This is a genomic window from Mesotoga sp. UBA6090 (genome assembly GCF_002435945.1).
Lineage (GTDB): Bacteria > Thermotogota > Thermotogae > Petrotogales > Kosmotogaceae > Mesotoga.
Genome location: NZ_DIXC01000021.1, coordinates 14,328 through 34,153, shown reverse-complemented (window position 1 = coordinate 34,153; position 19,826 = coordinate 14,328). Strand labels below are relative to the sequence as shown.

Genomic DNA, 19,826 nt, shown 5'->3' with positions numbered 1-19,826 from the left:
CAATAATAACATCACCGGCATATAAGGGCTACTTGTACTACGGTTTCTAAAATCTGACCGGATGGACGAGTCAATGGAAATTTAGTTACAGATTCACCGGAACAGAGGGTTACAGAGATCGCCACAATGTCGTAAAATAGTATATTGGAGGTGAGTGAGTTGAAATGTCCCGAATGCTACTCTAGTGATAACAGGGCGACGCCGCTAAAGAACCCCGAAGATTGCCTGACGAACCATGTTCAATATATCTGCTCCACTTGTGGCAGGGCGATTTGCATGGAGGACGATGAACGGGAAAGACACGGTCCCGGATCCTCCCTCAGTTCTTTCAATGACGCAATGCTTTACCTCCGGGCAGCCGAAGCGCTATTCAATGGACCTTGCGGCATCTACGAACTCACAGATGGAGCGAAGGTCTTCTACAAGATTTTCAAGGACAAAGACGGGCTGATGAACTACCTGATGGAGAACCCTGAGAAGAGATGCCCTCTGGGAGAAGCGCTTCACGAAACAGAGGAATTCAGGCCGGTGGTTGAAGGGCAGATCCGGAAACTTGATAAGGACGAGGTCGAAGAGTATTTGAGAGAGAGAGAAGTTGATGACTAGCTTTGAGACAATCTTTCTTCTCGTTGTCTATGTAATCGCTTTCTTCGAGCTCTTTTTGTTGTCCCTCAACTATAGAAATGCGAAGCTTTCTAAGGTCTCACTTCCAGATAACTTGCGAGATGTCTTCAACGAAGATCTCATCGAAAAGTCTGTGGAATATACGAGAGCCAAGGGAATTATTACTATGGTCTCTTTTGTCGTGAATCTTATAGCACTGAGTATGGGGATCTTCTGGGTATTCAGGGCAATCGAATCTTTTTCGACGAAATTGGCGGAGGGTTTTGCGATTCGCGGCCTCATCTTTTTCACCTTGATCGCCGCGATTTCCTTCGCAATCTCTCTCCCCTTTTCGATTTACTCGACATTCGTTTTGGAGAACAGATATGGCTTCAATCGGACGACACCAAAAACGTTTATTGTAGATAAATTGAAAGGGCTGCTTCTGGTTGCGGCAATCGGAATTCCGCTCATGTATCTTGCGCTTCTCGCTATCGACTCGTTCACGTACTGGTGGGTCTACTTGCTTATCGGAGTAATTGCATTTGAGTTGCTCACCCAGCTGATCTTCCCTACAATCATTCTTCCTCTCTTCTACAAGCTGAAGCCTCTAGAAGATGAGGACCTTATGAAAAGGATTGGAGCGATTGCCGAGAGATCTGGTTTCGCCGTCAAGTCGATCCTCGTTATGGATGCATCGAGAAAAACCGGCCACACGAATGCCTTTTTCACGGGCATCGGAAGGGCAAAGAGAATTGTTCTGTACGACAGCCTCCTCGAGAAGCATTCTCCTGAAGAGATAGAGGCGATCTTCGCCCATGAGGCCGGTCACTTCAAGCGTAAACACATACTCAAGGGGATGTTCTTATCTAACGCGGTTACGGTTTTCGCCGTATTTCTTCTATGGCTGATCGTCGAAAGCGACACCGTTACCGGTATCTTCGGAATCTCAGAGAAATACACGATTCTGCTTTATGCGGGGATCTTCCTGTCTTCTATCTTCACGGTCCTTGGCTGGATAGACTCGTTCATAAGCAGGAAGTGGGAATTTGAGGCCGGCAGGTATGCGGCGCAGATTACCGGTAATCCACAACCGATGATAAGAGCTTTGAAGAACCTATCTGTATCTAATTTGTCTAACCTCAGCCCGCATCCTTTGTATGCAGCACTATATTACTCGCATCCGCCATCTTGGGAGCGAATTGAAAAGCTGAACGGAATAGTCTCTAATATAGATGAAAGAAAGAGTAGGGGGTGAGAACTTGAAACTGAAGTTCATTAACGGTATTACGCCCGTGAACAGGCTTGAATGGATCGAAGAGTACCTGGATCTTCCATTCGAACTCTTCTGCAAGCATGATGAGTTGACCGGCTTCATCACGAGCGGAAACAAGATCAGGAAGCTCGAGTATCTTCTAAAAGATGCTCTGGAAAAGAAAGCAGATACGGTTTTCACCTGCGGGGGCATTCAGTCGAATCACTGCAGGGCGACTGCGATGGCGGCGAGATCGCTTGGAATGCAGCCGGTTCTCTTCCTCAGGGGAAGGCCGATGGAGATTCCTCAAGGGAACGTCCTTCTAGATACCATGGTGGGAAGTGACATCCATTATGTGACCAAGGAGGAGTACTCGAGAATAGATGAGATCTTCGCCACAAAAAAGGAAGAATACGAGAAAAAGGGCAGGAGAGTCTACCTGATCCCCGAGGGCGGCTCAAACGCGCTTGGCGCAAGGGGATATGTGGATGCCGTCAAAGAGCTCTCGGGCCAGATAAATCTCGATCATGTTGAAGCCGTCTTCACAGCGGTCGGCAGCGCTGGAACCTATGCGGGAATTCTGGCTGGACTCAGGACGCTAGGTTATAACACCCGAGTCATAGGGATTAACGTAACGAAGGATCCTTCCACGCTCTTCGTGGAAAAGACAAAGAGACTGATCGGGGAAATGAAGGAGTACGGAATAGATGTATCGATAGACGACGGAGAGATCGAGATAGTCGACGACTTCTCGGGACCCGCTTATGCCGTGCCTTCGGAAGAGGATACAGAGCTTATCAAGAGTCTTGCGAGGGAGCGAGCCTTCTTCCTTGACCCCGTCTATACGGCAAAGGCCTTCAGAGGAATGCTTCAGATCTCAAAGGAAAGATTCGCGGGAAAGAGAGTCGTTTTTATTCACACTGGCGGGCTGTTCAAGCTGTTCGACAATCCGGCTGCTTACATAGAGTAAAGCCCTGCACCTCAGGGCTTTATATTTTGTTCAGGTCGTTCAGCCTTGCCAGAAACTTGTCGACGTTCTCCCTGAATCTCTTTATTTTGATCTCCGATGCTTTCAGGTATTCGAGGCCGGCCGTCGTAATCTTGTAGTTCTTCTTTGCCGGGCCTGTGTTCTCTGTGTCCCATTCGGAGGTTATAAGCCCCATCTCTTCTAGACTGCTCAGCACACGATAAAGACTTCCCATCTGACCGACACCGAAGATCGGGATCTCGAAGTCGTTGATCCTGGAGGAAAGCTCATAACCATGAGCGGGTTTTTCGGCGATAAGAAGAAGCAGATACAGCTCGATCCATGACCTGCCCATTCCCATCCGTCTTCCCCTCATATTTCTCATGATAGTCTCCGCTATAGTTTCCTAGTGTTCGTGGAACTTTCCGCGGTCTTCGGGCTCGTATTCAACACTGGAAAGTTCGCCTTCAATGTAGGTTCTTACTAGCTCTTCGACGGTCCCACTGGCACCGGTAATGGCATGTACGCCCAGAGTTTCGAAGAACTGTCTTGCCCGGCCGCCCATTCCTCTTGTTATTATCACATCGGCGCCTTTACTCTTCACGTAACCTGGAATCTCGCCCGGCTCGTGCTGTTCAAAAGGGTTTGTTTCGATTTCGTGAGAGACAATCTCGTTGTTCTCAACAGTTACGAATGCAAAGAACGGAGAATGACCGAAATGCTCCGAAATCCTGGATTTGAGACCGTTATTATCAATTGTTGGAATAGCGATTTTCACGAAACTACCTCCTTACCTATATTCATATAACATATATTATAGCATCTGAATTACACTAGACTCTGACCTCATTGGCATCTATGACCTGTTGTCACTCTTTCGCGAGGGAGAATTTTGTTCAGTGGTTTTGAAAGCAAATGAGAATCAATTCTGGCTTTGAAATCACGATTTGCTGATTGGTGGTGAAGCGCAAAGGTTGTTGAGGGAGGTATGAAACTGCCGCCTTCCGTTTGAACAGTTGCGAGAGAGTTAGCACAGAGGAGGTGCGGCATGAAAAAGGCTCTGGCTATTCTCGTGATTGCGGCATTGTGTGTTACGGTGCTTGCGAATGGATTGCTGGTTATTACTTTGAAGGACGGTTCAATCTACGAATTCTATCTCGATGAAATCGAGAGTCTGGTATACGTTGCAGACGATGAACTGCCCCTGGAATCTGAGTATATGGGCCTCAACAAAGTCTGTTTCGTTCCCGGTGAAGAGATCAATCTCTATTTCTTCGGAACTTCGGGACTCGGGTCTTACGCCTGGATCGGAATCATTCCCTCGGATATTCCACATGGAAGCGAGTCCAAAAACGATCTGCATGACATTCAGTATTCTTACGTCGGTGGCATGACAGATGGTTTGAAAATATTCACCGCTCCCTGGGATGCTGGATTCTACGACTTCAGATTGAATGATTCCGACAATGGTGGCATCGAGATCGACTTCCTAACCTTCGAGGTCAGGGAGTAGCCTGCAGAGCCAATTTTCATTGTCTGAAAGTTGCCGTGGGCGTCGTTCTGCTCTTGAAAGGTTATCCCAACTGTGATAGAATCTTCGAGTACGGGGCGTAGCGCAGTTGGAAGCGTGTCTGCATGGGGCGCAGAAGGTCGCTGGTTCAAGTCCAGTCGCCCCGACCACCTGTTAGCACCGCGATGATAGCGGAGAGCACCATTATAAGGGAAAGACGCGACTTAGGTCGCGCTTTTTCTTTTCTTGAATGTATTGCTACTCCTTCCAGAAGTAAGGCGGCCAGTCAACATAGTAAGGATTGCAAACAGAACATGGAGTATAACCTCCACGAAGCGCGTCAGATAATCTTATTTCATGGTGCTACCCTTTGGGTAGGGTAATTAATTCACTGTCCTTGCGATACGGAAACCGAGGCCGCTGTACGTGTAACCCGGCGGGTATAAGTAGAAGCGAAACGCTACCCGCGTGAACTTCGCATCGCTTTGCCAGCAGCCGCCACGTACCATTGGGAAAGAACCACTGTTATTATACGGATTCGTCTGTGCAGAACTGGAGTAATTTCCATACATATCGGAACACCACTCCCATACGTTACCAGACATATCGTAGATCCCCAGCTCGTTAGAAGCCTTCCAACCAACTTCTTGTGTCATTCCTCCAGAATTAGGGTCATACCAGGCCACATCATCCACGCTGTTACTCCCAGCATACTTATACCCTTTACTCTTGTTTCCTCCCCTCGCTGCGTATTCCCACTCTGCTTCCGTCGGCAATCTGTATCCGACCACCTCCGACGGATCGGTTGTTATACTTCCATCTTCGTCCAGCAGATTTCCCTCATCGTCATACGCTCTTGGAAGATTCTCTTTCTCACTAAGCCAGTTGCAGTAAGCTATGGCGTCCCACCAGCTGACGTTTATTACAGGTCTTTGTTCCCTTTCCCAATTTTTATCGTCTGGACTGCTTTTACCTGTGGCTTCACAGAAATCATCGTATTCTTCGAATGATGTCTCATACTTTCCTATGTAGAAGTCGTACGTGAAGGTTACTTTGTGTGCAGGTGTTTCAAACAGTTCTCCATCGCCCCAAGTATCTCCCATCGTGAAACTGCCTTTTTCTACAAGAACAAGCTCTCCGGGAGGAATAGTGGAGATGTGATCGATGTATTCCTCTGAAAAATCTGGGATCAGTTCATAAGAGCCATCACCCGTTAATGTTATTTGCTTAACACTTAAAGGTTCATAGCGCGATAGATCGGTCGCCTTCATCTCTACACGGTGATCCGGACCGATCAAGACCACAGACTCGTTCGTCTTTGTGATGTTCCCATCTATAGTCACTTCAACATTCTCTGGAAAGTCAAAACTAACATTGAATAGCCGGAATATCTTTCCTTCAACGAAGTTCGCCTGGAGATAAATGGTTTCATTAGCTTCGAGCGTGAAGACGTTCTGAAGAATCCTGCCGCCGGATTCCGCTTTTACCGTTAACTTTCCTAGAGGAAAATTCGTGAGTTTTATATCTGTCTCTCCATAGCTGACTCCGTTTATGGATACCTTCGCCGAAGGGAAAGGGACGCTGTATATGTTTATGGTACCTGTCTTCTGCCCCAGAGAAACCTTCTGTTCCGTAGAAATGTCTTCTTGAATGACCTTAGATTGAGTCAATTCAACATTCACAGATGTCGATCTGCCAGACTGAACAGTTACGAAAACGCTTTCGTCTTCATAGCCTTCCTTCTGAGCGGTAAGTCTGTATGTTCCTGGTGTGAGTGAAAGTATAAGCTGTCCTCCCGAAACCGTTCCTAGGTGGACACCATACACGAGGATCTTTACTCCATCTGAAGAGTTTATCGCAACATATCCGGGAGTTCCCGTACAGAGCAACACAGTGAAACTTGCCACCAGCAGTAGCAGCAACAGGATCTTTCTCATATGCTCACCCCTTTTTGTAAATCATTATGTGTCATAAGCTACCTCTACAATTGAGGCCTCACACTCGGAGTAAGCTCGTGAAATCTTAGGCAACATACGGCAAGCTGTGAAATGCTCTCATACGATCAATATACCACTTGTTACATTGGCATCAAAATTAGAAAGGAATGCTCTGAGATTATCGCGTTTTGTGCGAACGCGGTTTTTGCCAATATGATTATACGTATTTCGATAGAAAACGCAAATTCATCAACGTCACATCGTTGACGAATCAAATATCATGGATGAGATCAAAATAGCCTTAATGATTTCTGTTTGCTTCATCTCTTGTGATAACATTCAAGTGAACCAAGTTGCATTTTTTGATTAGTCCAGTGAGACCACCACTAATTTTTTGGAGGCTTTTCTCGCGAAGTCGCACGTAGCTCACCACGATTGTTGGAGGCACTTAAACAGATTGAGGACTTCCTTTAGTGTTATGCTCGCGGCGGGAAGTAACCGATCTCGTTTCACCGAACAAATTCTGAAAAATGAACAAACGACAAGAGGTGGACTAACAGATGAATGAATTTCACCAGAATCCTTTTCAAATACTTGACCCGGGAATCCGATGGGCACCGTCGCAGGAAGATTTAGAGGAAAAAGCCTACGAGCAACTAATTCCGCCTTTGGTCTATAAGATCAGGCAGGCGGTAAAAGAATGGCGTGATAGCGATTATTCGGGAGCTTCCGACACCACAAAAGCCTTGTTGCAATTCTGGTTTAAACCCGATGGGCATAAGAAAAACGAACATGTATTTCAATACTATTTTGCCCAGCGGGAAGCCATTGAGTCAATTATTTACCTGTATGAAGTAGCAAAAGCCAGAGACAAATCTGACCTGATGCGGTTCGACTCATCGGGTAGAGTAAGCACAGGTATGTTTCCTGAAACCTGGCCTCGATATGTGATTAAAATGGCAACGGGCTCGGGAAAAACCAAGGTGTTGAGCCTTGCCTTGGTCTGGTCTTATTTCCATAAGCTTTACGAAGCCGAATCCGATCTTTCCCGAAATTTTCTCATCATCGCCCCGAACATCATCGTATTAAATCGCCTGCTTAAAGATTTCAATGACTTCAAAATTTTTAGAGAAGATCCGCTTATACCTGAAAACGATTATTTCGACCGAGACTGGCAGAACGATTTTCACCTGACCCTGCACATTCAGGATGAATTGAAACCGATTACCGAAGAAGGCAACTTGTTTTTGACCAACATTCACCGTGTGTATCTGAATAAAGACAGGGAACCTTCACTGGAAGAGGAATTTTTAGGCAAAAAGCCATTGCCCGACGCGGACACGTCCAAAGGCATGGATTTGGGAAAAGTGCTGCGCAGCAGTAAAATCAAAGACCTGGTGGTGATGAATGACGAGGCGCATCATATTCACGATGAAAACATGCAGTGGTTTAAGAGCATCGAAGACATCAACAATCATTTGAAATTGAAACAGGAAAGGAGCATCTCCCTGCAAATTGACGACACAGCCACTCCCAAACACAGCAATGGCGCTATTTTTGTGCAAACCGTGTGCGATTATCCGTTAGTGGAAGCCATCAAACAGAATATTGTTAAATCGCCTGTTTTGCCGGATGAAGCGTCGCGGGCAAAGTTGCATGAAAAGACGTCATTCCAGTTTGTGGAGCGTTATAAAGACTATATCCATCTTGGTTACATCGAGTGGAAAAAACAGTTTGAAGAACTGAAAAGTGCTAAAACGCCCATCCTGTTTGTGATGACGCTAGACACAAAAGAAGCCAATCAGACCAAAGATTATCTCGAAGCCAATTATCCTGAATTCAAGGATTCCGTTTTGCTCATCCATACCAAAAAGAGTGGTGAAATATCGGAAAGTGCGGCATCCAAACGGGACAAGGAGGAACTGGAACAACTGCGCAAAGCAGCGGACGCCGTGGATGAGGACACGTCGCCTTACAAAGCCGTGGTTTCGGTGATGATGCTGCGGGAAGGCTGGGACGTGCGTAATGTGACGACCATTGTCGGTTTGCGCCCTTATGGTTCGCCCGCTAAAATTCTGCCCGAACAGACCCTGGGCAGAGGTTTACGAAAGATGTTTGGCATGGATGTAAAAGAGGAACTTGTTGTAGTTGGCACTCCTGCCTTTATCGAATTTGTTGAATCCATCAAGACCGAAGGCGTGGAATTCAGTTACCGCGCTATGGGTGAGGCGAGCAGATCTAGAAACCCGATTATTGTGGAAATTGACAAAGACAATGACAAGAAGGATCTTGATAAACTGGATATCCCCATGCCCGTGCTGTCGCCCCGCATCTACAGGGATTATAAGAATTTGGAGGACATTCAAGTTGATGCTATGAATATCAAACCGATTGCCCTGAAACAGTTTAGCGAAAGTGAATTAAAAGAAATCATCTTTACAGATATTGACGGTGATTTCTCTCATAAAATAGAGTTTAAGGATACTCTGCCTGACTGGCGGCATGTGGTTGGATTTTTCACGCAAGCCATCCTAAAGGAAAGTCGTCTAGTGAGCGGGTTCAACATTCTCTATCCCAAAGTGGAACAGTTTATTCGCTACAAGTTGTTCGATAGATCCGCAAACCTTGAAGCCGCGAATATCTTGCGGAACCTTTCCGAAGTGGAAGCAAAGCAGACAATCTACGGCGCTTTCAAGAAGGCGATAGACGATTTGACCATAAAAGACATGGGTTCTGCGCAAATAAGAAACTATATTTCCCTGCGTAAAGCCAAACCGCTCGTGGCGGACAATCAGCCCTATCTGGTGCCGCAGAAGAGCGTATTTAATAAAATCATTGGTGACAGTCAGTTTGAACTGGAATTTGCCGCGTTTCTGGAAAATTGCTCGGATATCATTTCTTTTGCCAAAAATTATCAGTCGTTGGGATTTAAAATCGAATACCAGGGCGAAGACGGCAATATTCATGAGTTTTTCCCCGATTTCCTGATTAAGAAAAGCGAAAGCGAAATTTTCATCGCCGAAACCAAGGGAAGGGAAGATCTGGATGACGTACGTAAAATCAAGCGCTTGCAGATTTGGTGTAAAGATGTCAACGACGCGCAGAATGAAAATCGATATGTTCCGTTGTACATAAAGCAAGAGGTATGGGAAAAGCATCAAAGAGATCTAAGAACATTTGGGAATATTGCTCAATTATTCGGGATATGAAGGGAATAACCTTTGTGAACGTTGCGCCTGCTTTGTGCTCTCTGCTGTCTAGGATTTGACCTTAGAGAGCATCAAGGGTATGTGAACAACGTAAAGAAAAGAGGGCAAAAACATGACAGAATTGAATATGACTGAATCTGAAAAACACGAAATCATTGAATTGGTAAAACAGGGCAAACCCCTGCCCAAGGAATACATTTACAAACTCTACGCCGACGATGAGGACTTTTTCCTGTTCTGGAACGGGCGCAATGAAACCGTGACCAACGCAGTTCTGCCCTTTCATTCCATCGAACATATTGACGAACCTCGCAAGGAAGTTGAACCGCAGCAGGCGACCCTGTTTGACACCACGGGCAGGCAGCTCAAGGGCTGGACCAACAAACTCATCTGGGGCGACAACAAACTGATTCTTTCTTCTCTGGTGAACGGCCCCATGCGGGAAGAGATTGAAAAACAGGGCGGTCTGAAACTGATTTACATCGACCCGCCCTTTGCCGTCGGCGCGGACTTTTCTTACAACATCACCGTGAACGACGAGGATGTGACCAAACAACAGTCCATTATCGAAGAGATCGCCTACCGCGACACCTGGGGACGCGGTATTTCATCCTACCTTTCCATGATGTATGAACGGCTGAAACTGATGCACCAACTGCTGGCAGAGGACGGGAGTATTTATGTGCATTGTGATTGGAGGCTCACACATTTTTTGAAATTAATATTAGATGATTTATTTGGCATAACATCTTACAAAAATGATTTGAGATGGAAAAGACAACCACCGAGGGGTGCCAAAGCAATTGCAAGTCAATTTGCACGGTCATCAGATTCAATTCTATTTTATACAAAAGATGATAATTATATTTGGAATCCACAATTTAAAGAATATGATAAAAAATATATTGATTCAAAGTTTAAACCAGACGAATCAGGAAGGTTATTCAGAATAGATACAATTGGCACTTATTCAGAAAAATCGATTGAAGAATTTCGGAAAAAAGGTCTCATTTATGATTATCCATCAGGAAAAATTGGTTTGATAAGATATCTTGACGAAGCAAAAGGAGAGCCTATATCTGATGTATGGTTAGACATAAATGAAGTGAACTCTCAAGCATTAGAAAGGTTAGACTACCCCACCCAAAAGCCCGAAGCCCTTTTGGAGCGCATCATCAAAGCAAGCAGTAACGAGGGCGATCTGGTTGCCGATTTTTTCTGCGGCAGCGGCACCACCGCGGCGGTGGCGGAAAAGTTAGGCAGAAAGTGGGTCGCCTGCGATTTGGGCAGATTTGCCGTTCACACCACCCGCAAGCGCATGATTCAAGTGCAGCGGGAATTGAAAAAAGACGGCAAGCCCTACCGCGCCTTTGAGGTTTTAAATCTTGGCAAATACGAACGGCAGTTCTTCATGGGAATGTATAATGCAAAAAACATAGGGGCGATTCATGAATCGCCCCTACAGGATGCCAAATACGAAAAATACATCAATCTGATTTTGGAAGGTTATTCCGCCCAGGGGGTGCAGGGGCACAAATACCTGCACGGCAAAAAAGCGGGGCGCTTTGTGCATGTGGGACCGCTTTCCGTGCCCGTCACCAAAACGCTGGTGGAAGAGGTTTTTGAAGAGTGCCGCCAGAATCAGATTACCCAAGTCGATATTCTAGGCTTTGAGTTTGAGATGGGTCTGGTGCCCTATATCAAAGACGAATTAAGGCAAAAGGGCGTGGACATCCGCCTGCGCTACATCCCCAGAGAAGCCTTTGACAAACGGGCTGTGGAAAAAGGACAGGTAAAGTTTTACGACGTGGCTTATGTGCAGGCCAAGCCGCATATTAAAGGCAAAACCGTTCAAATCGAACTGACCAATTTCACCACCTATTACACGCAGGATGATCTGGAAGAGCTGGAAAAGACGCTTAAAAAGGGCAGATCCAAAGTGGTAATCGAAAACGGGCAGATCACAAAACTTACCAAAGACCAAAACGGCATTTTACAACGGGAAGTTCTCACTAAAAACTGGGTGGATTGGATCGATTACTGGTCAGTGGATTTTGATTACGAGGATAAAAAAGAAATCATTCAGATTAAGGAAGACGGCGAGGTAAGCGAAGTCTGGACAGGCAACTATATTTTTGAAAATATATGGCAGTCGTTCCGTACAAAGAAGAATCAGAAGATTGAACTCGTTACCACACCGCATACTTACGAAAAAAACGGTAAATACAAAGCTATGGTAAAAGTAGTGGATATTCTGGGTGTGGATACCTCACACGTAGTAGAAATAGAGATAAAATAAGAACGGTATAACAAATCGCTCACCTGACCGCAGGTTTGCTGCGCTGCATGGTGGCCGGAGAGCTCGGTGTTTGCATTTCAAAAAACGCAAATTTTCGACCGCGCTTCGTTCTGCAAATGAAGAATGACCCTCCCAACGCGGGAGGGTCATCTTCGGGAAAAGGAGGTGTTAAAAGCGAAACTCAAATCCTATAAGCAGGTCAAAATAGCGTTTGAAATCGAACAGGTATTGCCACTTCTTAGCAATTCCTATATGAAAACACACAGGCGGCTTCACTTCGATTGCTGCCGTCGCTATGAAGTCAGCAGCGTCTAGTGCAATGTTGAGGGAGAACCAGTCTTTCTCATACACAGGGTACACCTCGTAGGTGAAGTCTTTCCCTTGAAAGTCGGGAAGCGTTAGGCGAATCCCTGAAACGTTCTTCATCTCTTGTTTATAAACATCTCCAGTGCCGCCTCTACTATGTCACCCAGGGAGGCTTTGTCCTGATCTGTGAGTGAGTATTCGTCGATAGCCGCTAGGTTCTCCAGCAGTCTTATCGCTGCCTCTTTCATCTCCGCGTTCATTTCTGTAACGTCCTTGCCTTCGTTCTTCATCTTCGTTTTGATTCCCTTATACTGCTGCTCTATTGAAGAGACGGCAATGACCGCGTATCTCATTATCTTGTCTGTTGGAGACATCGTTTCTGGATCTTTGTCGAACCTCTTCAAGATCGCTTCTGCTGCTTTTACGGAAACCGTTACTCCTCCAACCAAAAGATCAGTGATTGCTCCGTTCTTCTTCAAAGCAATTACGACCACCGTTGCAGAAGCGAGGATTATTGCACCGTACACTATCAAAGAAATTGCGTCCATGTTCACTCTCCCCAGTCTGGTAGACTGCGCATAACGTTCCTACACTTATCTTCGTACATAGGGTCTGTGGCGTAACCGCAGTTACGAAGTGCCTCGAAGTAAAGTGCAGGGTGATCTCTAATGTTTTCGGGGACTCCATTTTTAACATTAGCGTAAAGTTCGCTGGATTCTTGAAAGCCAAAGAAGTTGCTCTTGAAAGAATTGGGGGAATACCCGGAGTTTTCCTATGACTAATCATGTAAATCAATCCAGGAAAGTGACCTCCATACTTTGGAGATTCTCGTATTATCGACCGGTGAATTGGTCGTCTTTCGTGAAAATAGTTGTCAGGTGTTTCTTGCGAAGCGTACAAGAGTGTTGTGGAGGCAAGTCCGAAAGAGGCATACGATCCATCAGCTAGTAACGAGAGCGGGTCTTCTTATTTAACGGGCGAACGCAATCCTATGCCATTCAGCAGGCGGGAACCTGACGTCAATCTTTCTGCCGTTTCAGTATCTCCTGGATGAACTCAGCCTTGCCTTTTGTATAAGCTTCTCTGTTGTCTCTGAATTCTTCGGCGAGCTCCTTCTTGAGCTCAGCGTATTGTTGTACGGCCTCTGGGTTTTCGCGCAAATAGTTCCTGAAAAAGATGTGCTCTTTCCAAAACTTGCTTCCAAAAACGACCATGTGTACGTGGTAGTAAATTTCACTGCCGGATCTTTCAAGGTATCTTCTTTCTGGCATTGAATCCTCGTGCTCGGGGCTGTAAAGATAGCCCGTTCTTTCAATGGATGGCACGCAGGAGTCGGCTTGTTCAAGAGATGATACGCCAATCATAATGTCGATTACCGGTTTTGCCTGAAGCCCCGGGACGGCCGTGCTTCCTATATGTTCTATCGTCTTCTGTAGCTCATTTAGTGAGGAAGAAATCCGCTCGGCTTCCTCCTTGAACAATCTAGGCCAAGCAGCACTGTATTCTTCTACTATTACCGGCTTTCCTCTCATTCAGATCGCCTCTCCAAATGAATTAGCTGGAAGTGTCTTACAAAGCGTTATGCGTTATGATTTCGGGGAAGATCGATTCGAGAATGCTAACCTTCTCCGGAACTTCAGAGATTCCCCAGGGGATGTTCTCCCACGAGCTTGCCTGAAGCTTTCCAAGTCTCCAAAGCCTGGTGGCCGAAAGCCTCCCTGTCAAAAGCGGAACGAGGTCCGAAATCGCTATCTGGAAATCCTCTGTTGCTTCAGTTATCTCTGCTTTTCCGTTTCCTACCAGGATTTTACAGTTATTCTGGGAGAGTAGTTCGTCTTTTACCTTCAAAACAACGTTTCCGCGAACGGACCTATCCATGAGCTTCGAAATGACTGGAAGCGGATGAAGGATTCTTACCATTCTTGATGAGGCATCTATCATCTTGAGCTCTTTTCCAGCCTGCCATCTCGAATGGAAGAAGAGTTCTATTGGAAAATCTGGCGGCATTCTCCTCATTTCGAAAGTTGCAATCTGATCCCTATGATTTAGTATGAATCTCTTCAGCGCGAATAATCCTGCAAGATCGAGGAAGGAGAAGCTCTCTATAAGCATCTTTCTCTCCTTCTTACTGTAGACCATCATTCCGTGAGGTGAGCCTTTGTCGTCGATGGCTACGACTCCAAACAGCTCCTTCTTGTGGAATATCTCCTGACTGCAAGCGGCAATTTCCAGCGCCTCGGTGTAGCGAGAGGTTTCCCAAAGGACTTTCCGGGCCTCTTCAATCAACGTTTTCATCTCTTCATTGTTTAGTAGCTTACCGGAAACTAGTTTGAGATTGTCGTCTTCCAGTTCATCTGAAAGAAGAGAGAAATCGAAGGTTAGTTCAAGGCTCTCGAAGCCAAGCCCGAACCCCAGCCTTACGTAGAAGTCATGCTTGAAAGGATCGAGCATAATAATATTTACTCCGCTTTTCAGAGTCTCCTGTATATCCCTCAAGAGGATTGCTTTTGTTATACCCCTTCTGCGATATTCGGGCAGTGTGGCAACCGCCTCGACGTACCTGCATTCAAAAGGTTTGGTGCGGATTTTCGCGAGATACTTGTAGCTTATGTATGCAGCAACCAACTTCTCTTCGTCGAATGCACCCCAGACATACTCCCATAGGGAAGGATCTGAGAAGAAGAACTCGCTCTCTTCCGGTTCGAAGTATTCGAATGACATCAGGAAGATCTCGATTATCCTATCCTTGTATGAGCTGTCGATTCTCCTTATCTCCATCAAGCACCTCTTTCTCCAACAATGATACCAGATCATCATTCCATGCCCTCACTGGTATTTGCCATACTGCTGGCTTCCCGCATGAGAATTGGAACCAAGAGATTATCTTACCTTTGTAAACCGTTACCTTGGAATACATATGATTTTATCCATAAGATGAGGAACCTCTTTCAGAATCCTTGAGAATACTGATGAAATCCCGATACGACCTTAGCTTGCTGAGCTTTCCGAGCTAGAGGACGAGATTTTCAGTTAATACTGGCGCGAGGGTATTCAAAAGACACACAGTATGTAGGTTATAAGGATATAATATATATATGAGTGAATTGTTAAGGAAGCTATTAGTGTCTTGACCAACAAAACATTCATGCAAAGATAATACAGCTCGACAATTGCCTGATGGCAATATCGGAGGGGATCTTATGAATGTAGTTAAGATTATCGGAATTGTAATCATCGTGGCCGGCGTCCTGGGCTTAGTGTACGGAGCGGTTACATACACTAAAGATACTCACACTGTCGATCTCGGTGGAGCAGAGATTAGTTTGAAGGAAAAAGAAACGGTGCAGATTCCAATTTGGGCAGGTGTTGTCTCAATAGCGGTAGGCTGTGTGCTTCTGTTCTTGCCGGTTAAGAAAGGCTAGTTAGCTTTACCTGACAGCTGACGAAAACCCTCGAAATCGATCTCCATATCCTTACCACTACTCTATCAAGTACGCATCGTCATCTTGAGCTTGTTTTCTTGTGGTGCATTACAGTTGTACTCAGAGATCAAGAACCGGGCAGAAGTGTTGAAAGTGGAAATCTAAAGGATTTTCACGCGTTTCATGCCGGTTCAAGACGTCGGACTTTCGTCCAACAATAGCCGAAGACGGTTCTAAACAAATGTCTTTGCTTCAGACCGCAACGTCTCGAAAGGGTTATCCTGGGTCTTGAAGAACCGGCAGTCAAGGAGTACCAACATCCTTTTTGACTTTCAATCTCTAGTTCTTGCCACTGACACTAACCAACGTAGAGTGACCAAAGACCCCCCGGTCACCAAAGACCCCCAAAGACCCGAATAATCTGCCCGTTTGTAGAATGTTGAACTATGGAATTAGGTTCACCGAAAAGCTGATGCCGGGGCATTGCTTTCTCAGTCTGAATTGAAGTATTCAACCTTGACTGGAATACGCTTCTCGGCAGACTCGAGAATCGAAAGAACGACAAGCGAGGTGTTGATGGCGTCATCCAGCTTTATGAGGAACTCTTCTCCAGTCACCAGACAATCGATGAAATGTCGAATACTCTCATATGCAAAGCCTTTCGCCTTGCCGTGGACAAAATGGTTTACCAGCACATCAGGATGCTTGCTCTCGTTCTGAGTGAAGCACTCAATCATCTGGTTGTTGCTTAGATCAAGGTTCACCATTCCTTTACTGCCCGTGAAGTTGAATTTTATGTCGTTTACGCAAGGATTTGTGTTGGGCGTTATCCAGCTGTTCTCCATCGACGCTATACAACCGTTTCTGAAGGTCAGAATTGTCTGATATATGTCGGTTGTATCAAGCCCCAGATTTTTAAGGACACCTGAAGAACTGACAGAGTAAACAGTTTCGATTTCCTCGCCGAAAAACCATCTTAATGTATCTACCGAATGGCTACCCAAAAACCATAGAATAGATGATTTGCTCGACCATGGGAGCATATCTGTTGCGACCCAAAGAACGTCATTCAACCTGAAATAGGCGCTGACAGGGCTGCCGAGCTCACCATCATCAAGCATCTGCTTGGCGATTGCAAAGGGAGGGCTCCATCGATTGTGGAGATCGGTCATTATCCTTACGTTGTTCTCGCTCACCGCCTCAGATATCCTGATGAGGTCCTCTCTTGTTGTTGCAATTGGTTTCTCGATGAGGATATCCTTTCTAGCATTTGCGCAGTCTACCACAATCTCACCATGAGCGAAATCCGGAGTGACAATCGATACTGCGTCAAAGTCAAGCCCATTCAGCATTGTTCTATGGTCTGGAAAGACTCGTGGGATGCTGAATTCATCAGCGAACTTTTCGGCTCTCTCTACGTTCTGATCGCAAATGCCCACCAGTTCAACCTCTGGATGTTCCTTATATAGAAATGCATGAGTTCTTCCCCAAACACCTGCTCCTACAATTGCCACTTTCTTTTTCACTGGAGATACCCCCTTCACTAGGATTAGACAAGATTTCGTTCAGCGAATCACAACTTCTATTTCGCATTCAAAAGTTCTGTCCCACGGGAGGATGAATTTCTCAATCGATATTCGATTCTCTGAAGAGGAGAAATCGAAAATGTCAAGTTTCCTCCCACGAATGAATCTATCAAGGAACTCTTCTGCTTTAGGCATAAAGAGATTGTCTCTGAAGTCTTCAAAGAGTCCCTTGGATTTGCTGACTTTGTATATGTCGCCACCGGATTCATCGACCATTCTCTCCAGAGTGTTTCTGAGAACACCCTGGTAAAGATGGTCGTCAAGAAGCCGAGAGATGTAAAACTCGGCAAAAACCTTCTTTTCCACTTCACAAGAGCTGGAAGTGGCGGCCAGAGAAAGAAGAGTTCCCAGACTGTTTGAAGCTGTATTCCAGGCAGAGTATCCCCAGATGTTCTTCAGATCCAAACCCAGGTAAGTATCAACAAAGGAAGGATTAGAACCGTTCGCACAGAAAACGTCTAGTATGAAGACCCTCTGCTTCCGCTTACTTAGGTTTTTGAGAGCTTCAATCGAATCGTCTATTTTTGTGCCAGCAACCAGAATCCCGGTTGAAGAACCGGAAGACTGCCGCATCCCAAGAAGCTTCATATGAGATTCTACGTTCTTCCCAAACTCTCTGTCCTCGAAATCCATGATTTTTTCTCTTGTTTCTGGTGAGTCATAAATGACTTCGACGGGGTACTCTTGGTCTCGTCTGTAAGAAAGCATCTCCTGAATCACTTCATCTGCGCCGTTATGTATGAACACGCGGTCGTCTATGACATGGTCTTTCGCCATATCTTCAAGAATAGCCAGTTCTCTCTCCTGAGGGCCATGCTGAAAAGTGTCTTCTTGAGCTAATACTAGAAGATCTGCACAACCTGCTTTAACAAGCTTCAGACATTCCTTATTTACCTCGTGATTTCTCAAGCGGAGTTCACGATATCTGCCGACAAATCCTCTGGGTAGTTCCTCTTCTACGGCCTCGGCTTCTTTGATTCTTTCATTGCCTGAGAGCCATAGATAGTTGTTGAGCATCGTCCAAAGTTCCTTCGAGCCGGCCGATGAAACGGAGACAGATGCTCTTCTGACAATTGATGAAAGGAAAATTTCGGCATTTGGGAATCTTCTCCTCAGTTCTCTCACCGAGCTAAGTCTGTCGATAGCTGTTCTCGCACTGATTTCATCTTCTCTTGAGGCTATTAGACCGCCATAAGAAAGCATATCGACGGAGACTATGAATCTGTCCGCCTCTCTTGAAAGCATCCATCGGGCCAGTTCCTCGCAATTTCCCGGCCTCAAATATCTTCCGAGCAGGTTCTTATCGGGCAATTCGATCTCCAGACAATTCAGATCTGCTATCTTGGAAACCAGTTGGTAGTTTGGGGGTCTATCATCCATTGGAACAACTACTGTTTTCAAAGGATCCCTCCCATCTCAACGATCTCGCTCTGTATCAGGTCGATGTTCACATCTCTGACAAGTCTTCTGTGTTTCACAGCGAGTGCTGCAGTAATACCTGCAGCCATGCCGGTTGCGGTTGCAAGAGGGCTGGTTCTGACTGCGGAAAAGGCCGTATGATCTGCACTGATTGCTCTCCCGGCAAGAATGACATTTTCTAAGCCCTTTGGGATTAGCGAACGCATTGGAATATGGTATTCGCCGGGGTAAGGAATTGAGATCGTCTTCAACTCTGCCGAACTGGGCAAATGAATATCGATCGGATATGATCCAACGGCGATACTGTCATCAAAAGGTTTTCTATCGATCAAGTCATTCGTTTTCAGAACGTAATCCCCAACGATGTGAGTAGTCTCTCTAACTCCAATGTGACAGCCTGTTTGAATCAGGAATGAGTTTTCAAATCCAGGAATCTCTTTCTTAAGAAAATTCATGAATCTCCAAACATCTATGTTTCCATTGCTTTGAGCCTTAGTAAGCTCTTTGCTCGTGTTTGCATAACCAGGATATCTCGTTGTGTTCATAAATATCTGACCGGGATGATAGGGGATCTCGAAGAACAGAAGCCTGTCTCTTTTGAAGGATATTCCATAATCGTCAATTCTATTCATGAAGCTGAAGAAACCGGCAATTCCCAAATAGCTCAGGTCGGTATGCTCATCTATAACAAAATCATCTCTGTTTCCATTGACATAAGAAACAATCTCTTCTCGATTAACGCCTCCAATTCTCATCACCAGTGTCATTGGCTGGCAGCTGGAAGGGCTACCGTCTCCAATGTTGTAATAAGCTCCTGCACGAATAGAAAGATTTCCCCCACCCGTTGAATCGATGAAAACCTCTGCATTAACTCTGTTCTTCTCGCCAGTGCTTTCAGTTGTTATTGTTGAAATAGAGTCCCCCTCTCTTGATACACTTGCGACAAGTGAGTTGAACAGAAAGTCTACACCTTCCTCTACAAGCAGTTCAATTAGTGATGATTTCATTTTCTCGGGATCGAATGGTGTGATCGACTTCACAAAACCTATGGGATCATCTATGTGACCATAACTTCCTTGTACTGAAACGAGCCTATCGATCATCTCTTGACCTATTCCACCAATCACCTGTCTCGCAGGTGAATGAAAGGTCATCATCGGATTTACCAAAGCGGTAGTCAGTACCCCTCCAAATGACATGTCTTTCTCCAGAAGGAGCACTCTAGCTCCAATTCTGGAGGCTGCAATGGCTGCCGATACACCAGCCACGCCACCGCCAACAACTACAACATCGTAAACTAAATCCATCTCTTC

The 19,826-nt window shown here is 45.6% G+C and carries 17 protein-coding genes and 1 tRNA gene; 8 read left to right on the top strand and 10 right to left on the bottom strand.

The genetic code is table 11. From position 1 onward, the window contains the following. The first annotated feature begins 159 nt into the window (after window positions 1–159). The 3 genes from B3K42_RS03590 to B3K42_RS03580 are packed head-to-tail and all read left to right on the top strand — an operon-like array spanning window position 160 to window position 2,828. On the top strand, window positions 160–606 hold the full coding sequence (locus B3K42_RS03590; RefSeq protein WP_110991043.1) for a hypothetical protein: 447 nt from the start codon (window positions 160–162) through the stop codon (window positions 604–606). Next, window positions 599–1,861: a M48 family metallopeptidase gene (locus B3K42_RS03585; protein WP_292596900.1), complete on the top strand. Its 1,263-nt coding sequence runs from the start codon at window positions 599–601 to the stop codon at window positions 1,859–1,861. Before B3K42_RS03590 ends, B3K42_RS03585 begins: the two co-directional genes overlap by 8 nt. Continuing rightward, a complete protein-coding gene (locus B3K42_RS03580) occupies window positions 1,839–2,828 on the top strand; it encodes a 1-aminocyclopropane-1-carboxylate deaminase/D-cysteine desulfhydrase (protein ID WP_110991042.1) in 990 nt (329 codons plus the stop codon). Before B3K42_RS03585 ends, B3K42_RS03580 begins: the two co-directional genes overlap by 23 nt. A gap of 19 nt (window positions 2,829–2,847) precedes the next feature. Here B3K42_RS03580 and B3K42_RS03575 read toward each other — a convergent pair whose 3' ends face one another. Together B3K42_RS03575 and B3K42_RS03570 are read right to left on the bottom strand one after the other, a co-directional pair. Further along, window positions 2,848–3,210 (bottom strand): PadR family transcriptional regulator, encoded by a 363-nt coding sequence (locus tag B3K42_RS03575; protein WP_110991041.1) that lies wholly within the window; start codon window positions 3,208–3,210, stop codon window positions 2,848–2,850. Window positions 3,211–3,231: 21 nt separating this feature from the next. Beyond that, window positions 3,232–3,603, bottom strand: coding sequence for a NifB/NifX family molybdenum-iron cluster-binding protein (locus B3K42_RS03570; protein WP_292596897.1), 372 nt, complete (start codon window positions 3,601–3,603; stop codon window positions 3,232–3,234). Between the two features lie 270 nt (window positions 3,604–3,873). Between B3K42_RS03570 and B3K42_RS03565 the strand changes: the two genes are divergently transcribed. Next, window positions 3,874–4,338, top strand: a complete 465-nt coding sequence (locus tag B3K42_RS03565) for a hypothetical protein (RefSeq protein ID WP_292596895.1) — start codon at window positions 3,874–3,876, stop codon at window positions 4,336–4,338. A 91-nt stretch (window positions 4,339–4,429) separates the two neighbouring features. After that, window positions 4,430–4,505: transfer RNA gene (locus B3K42_RS03560), tRNA-Pro, on the top strand. 213 nt (window positions 4,506–4,718) lie between these two features. On the opposite strand, the gene B3K42_RS03555 is transcribed toward B3K42_RS03560, so the two are convergent. Then, window positions 4,719–6,272: an SUMF1/EgtB/PvdO family nonheme iron enzyme gene (locus B3K42_RS03555; RefSeq protein ID WP_292596893.1), complete on the bottom strand. Its 1,554-nt coding sequence runs from the start codon at window positions 6,270–6,272 to the stop codon at window positions 4,719–4,721. Between the two features lie 560 nt (window positions 6,273–6,832). Here B3K42_RS03555 and B3K42_RS03550 point away from each other — a divergent pair. Next, on the top strand, window positions 6,833–9,481 hold the full coding sequence (locus B3K42_RS03550) for a DEAD/DEAH box helicase family protein (RefSeq protein ID WP_292596889.1): 2,649 nt from the start codon (window positions 6,833–6,835) through the stop codon (window positions 9,479–9,481). Between the two features lie 112 nt (window positions 9,482–9,593). Then, window positions 9,594–11,780: a site-specific DNA-methyltransferase gene (locus B3K42_RS03545; RefSeq protein WP_292596887.1), complete on the top strand. Its 2,187-nt coding sequence runs from the start codon at window positions 9,594–9,596 to the stop codon at window positions 11,778–11,780. 168 nt (window positions 11,781–11,948) lie between these two features. Here B3K42_RS03545 and B3K42_RS03540 read toward each other — a convergent pair whose 3' ends face one another. From B3K42_RS03540 to B3K42_RS03525, 4 genes are all read right to left on the bottom strand, one after another. After that, window positions 11,949–12,131: a hypothetical protein gene (locus B3K42_RS03540; RefSeq protein WP_146227071.1), complete on the bottom strand. Its 183-nt coding sequence runs from the start codon at window positions 12,129–12,131 to the stop codon at window positions 11,949–11,951. Window positions 12,132–12,202: 71 nt separating this feature from the next. Then, window positions 12,203–12,634 carry a hypothetical protein gene (locus tag B3K42_RS03535; protein ID WP_110991035.1) on the bottom strand — a complete coding sequence of 144 codons (432 nt, stop codon included), beginning with the start codon at window positions 12,632–12,634 and terminating at the stop codon, window positions 12,203–12,205. A 471-nt stretch (window positions 12,635–13,105) separates the two neighbouring features. Further along, the gene (locus B3K42_RS03530) at window positions 13,106–13,618 is read right to left on the bottom strand and encodes a GrpB family protein (protein WP_110991034.1); all 513 of its coding nucleotides are present in this window, start codon (window positions 13,616–13,618) and stop codon (window positions 13,106–13,108) included. Window positions 13,619–13,655: 37 nt separating this feature from the next. Then, window positions 13,656–14,864, bottom strand: coding sequence for a GNAT family N-acetyltransferase (locus B3K42_RS03525; RefSeq protein WP_292596883.1), 1,209 nt, complete (start codon window positions 14,862–14,864; stop codon window positions 13,656–13,658). A 422-nt stretch (window positions 14,865–15,286) separates the two neighbouring features. Here B3K42_RS03525 and B3K42_RS03520 point away from each other — a divergent pair, with 422 nt between their 5' ends. After that, window positions 15,287–15,508 carry a hypothetical protein gene (locus tag B3K42_RS03520; RefSeq protein ID WP_110991303.1) on the top strand — a complete coding sequence of 74 codons (222 nt, stop codon included), beginning with the start codon at window positions 15,287–15,289 and terminating at the stop codon, window positions 15,506–15,508. 491 nt (window positions 15,509–15,999) lie between these two features. On the opposite strand, the gene B3K42_RS03515 is transcribed toward B3K42_RS03520, so the two are convergent. Genes B3K42_RS03515 through B3K42_RS03505 form a run of 3 tightly spaced genes read right to left on the bottom strand, consistent with a single transcriptional unit; the run spans window position 16,000 to window position 19,820 of the window. Then, a complete protein-coding gene (locus B3K42_RS03515; RefSeq protein WP_292596881.1) occupies window positions 16,000–17,034 on the bottom strand; it encodes a Gfo/Idh/MocA family protein in 1,035 nt (344 codons plus the stop codon). 39 nt (window positions 17,035–17,073) lie between these two features. Further along, entirely contained in the window at window positions 17,074–18,495 is a 1,422-nt protein-coding gene (locus B3K42_RS03510) for a DUF4127 family protein (protein ID WP_292596879.1), read from the bottom strand. After that, window positions 18,492–19,820, bottom strand: a complete 1,329-nt coding sequence (locus tag B3K42_RS03505; RefSeq protein ID WP_292596877.1) for an FAD-dependent oxidoreductase — start codon at window positions 19,818–19,820, stop codon at window positions 18,492–18,494. The genes B3K42_RS03510 and B3K42_RS03505 overlap by 4 nt, the downstream gene beginning before the upstream one ends. Window positions 19,821–19,826 lie beyond the last annotated feature (6 nt).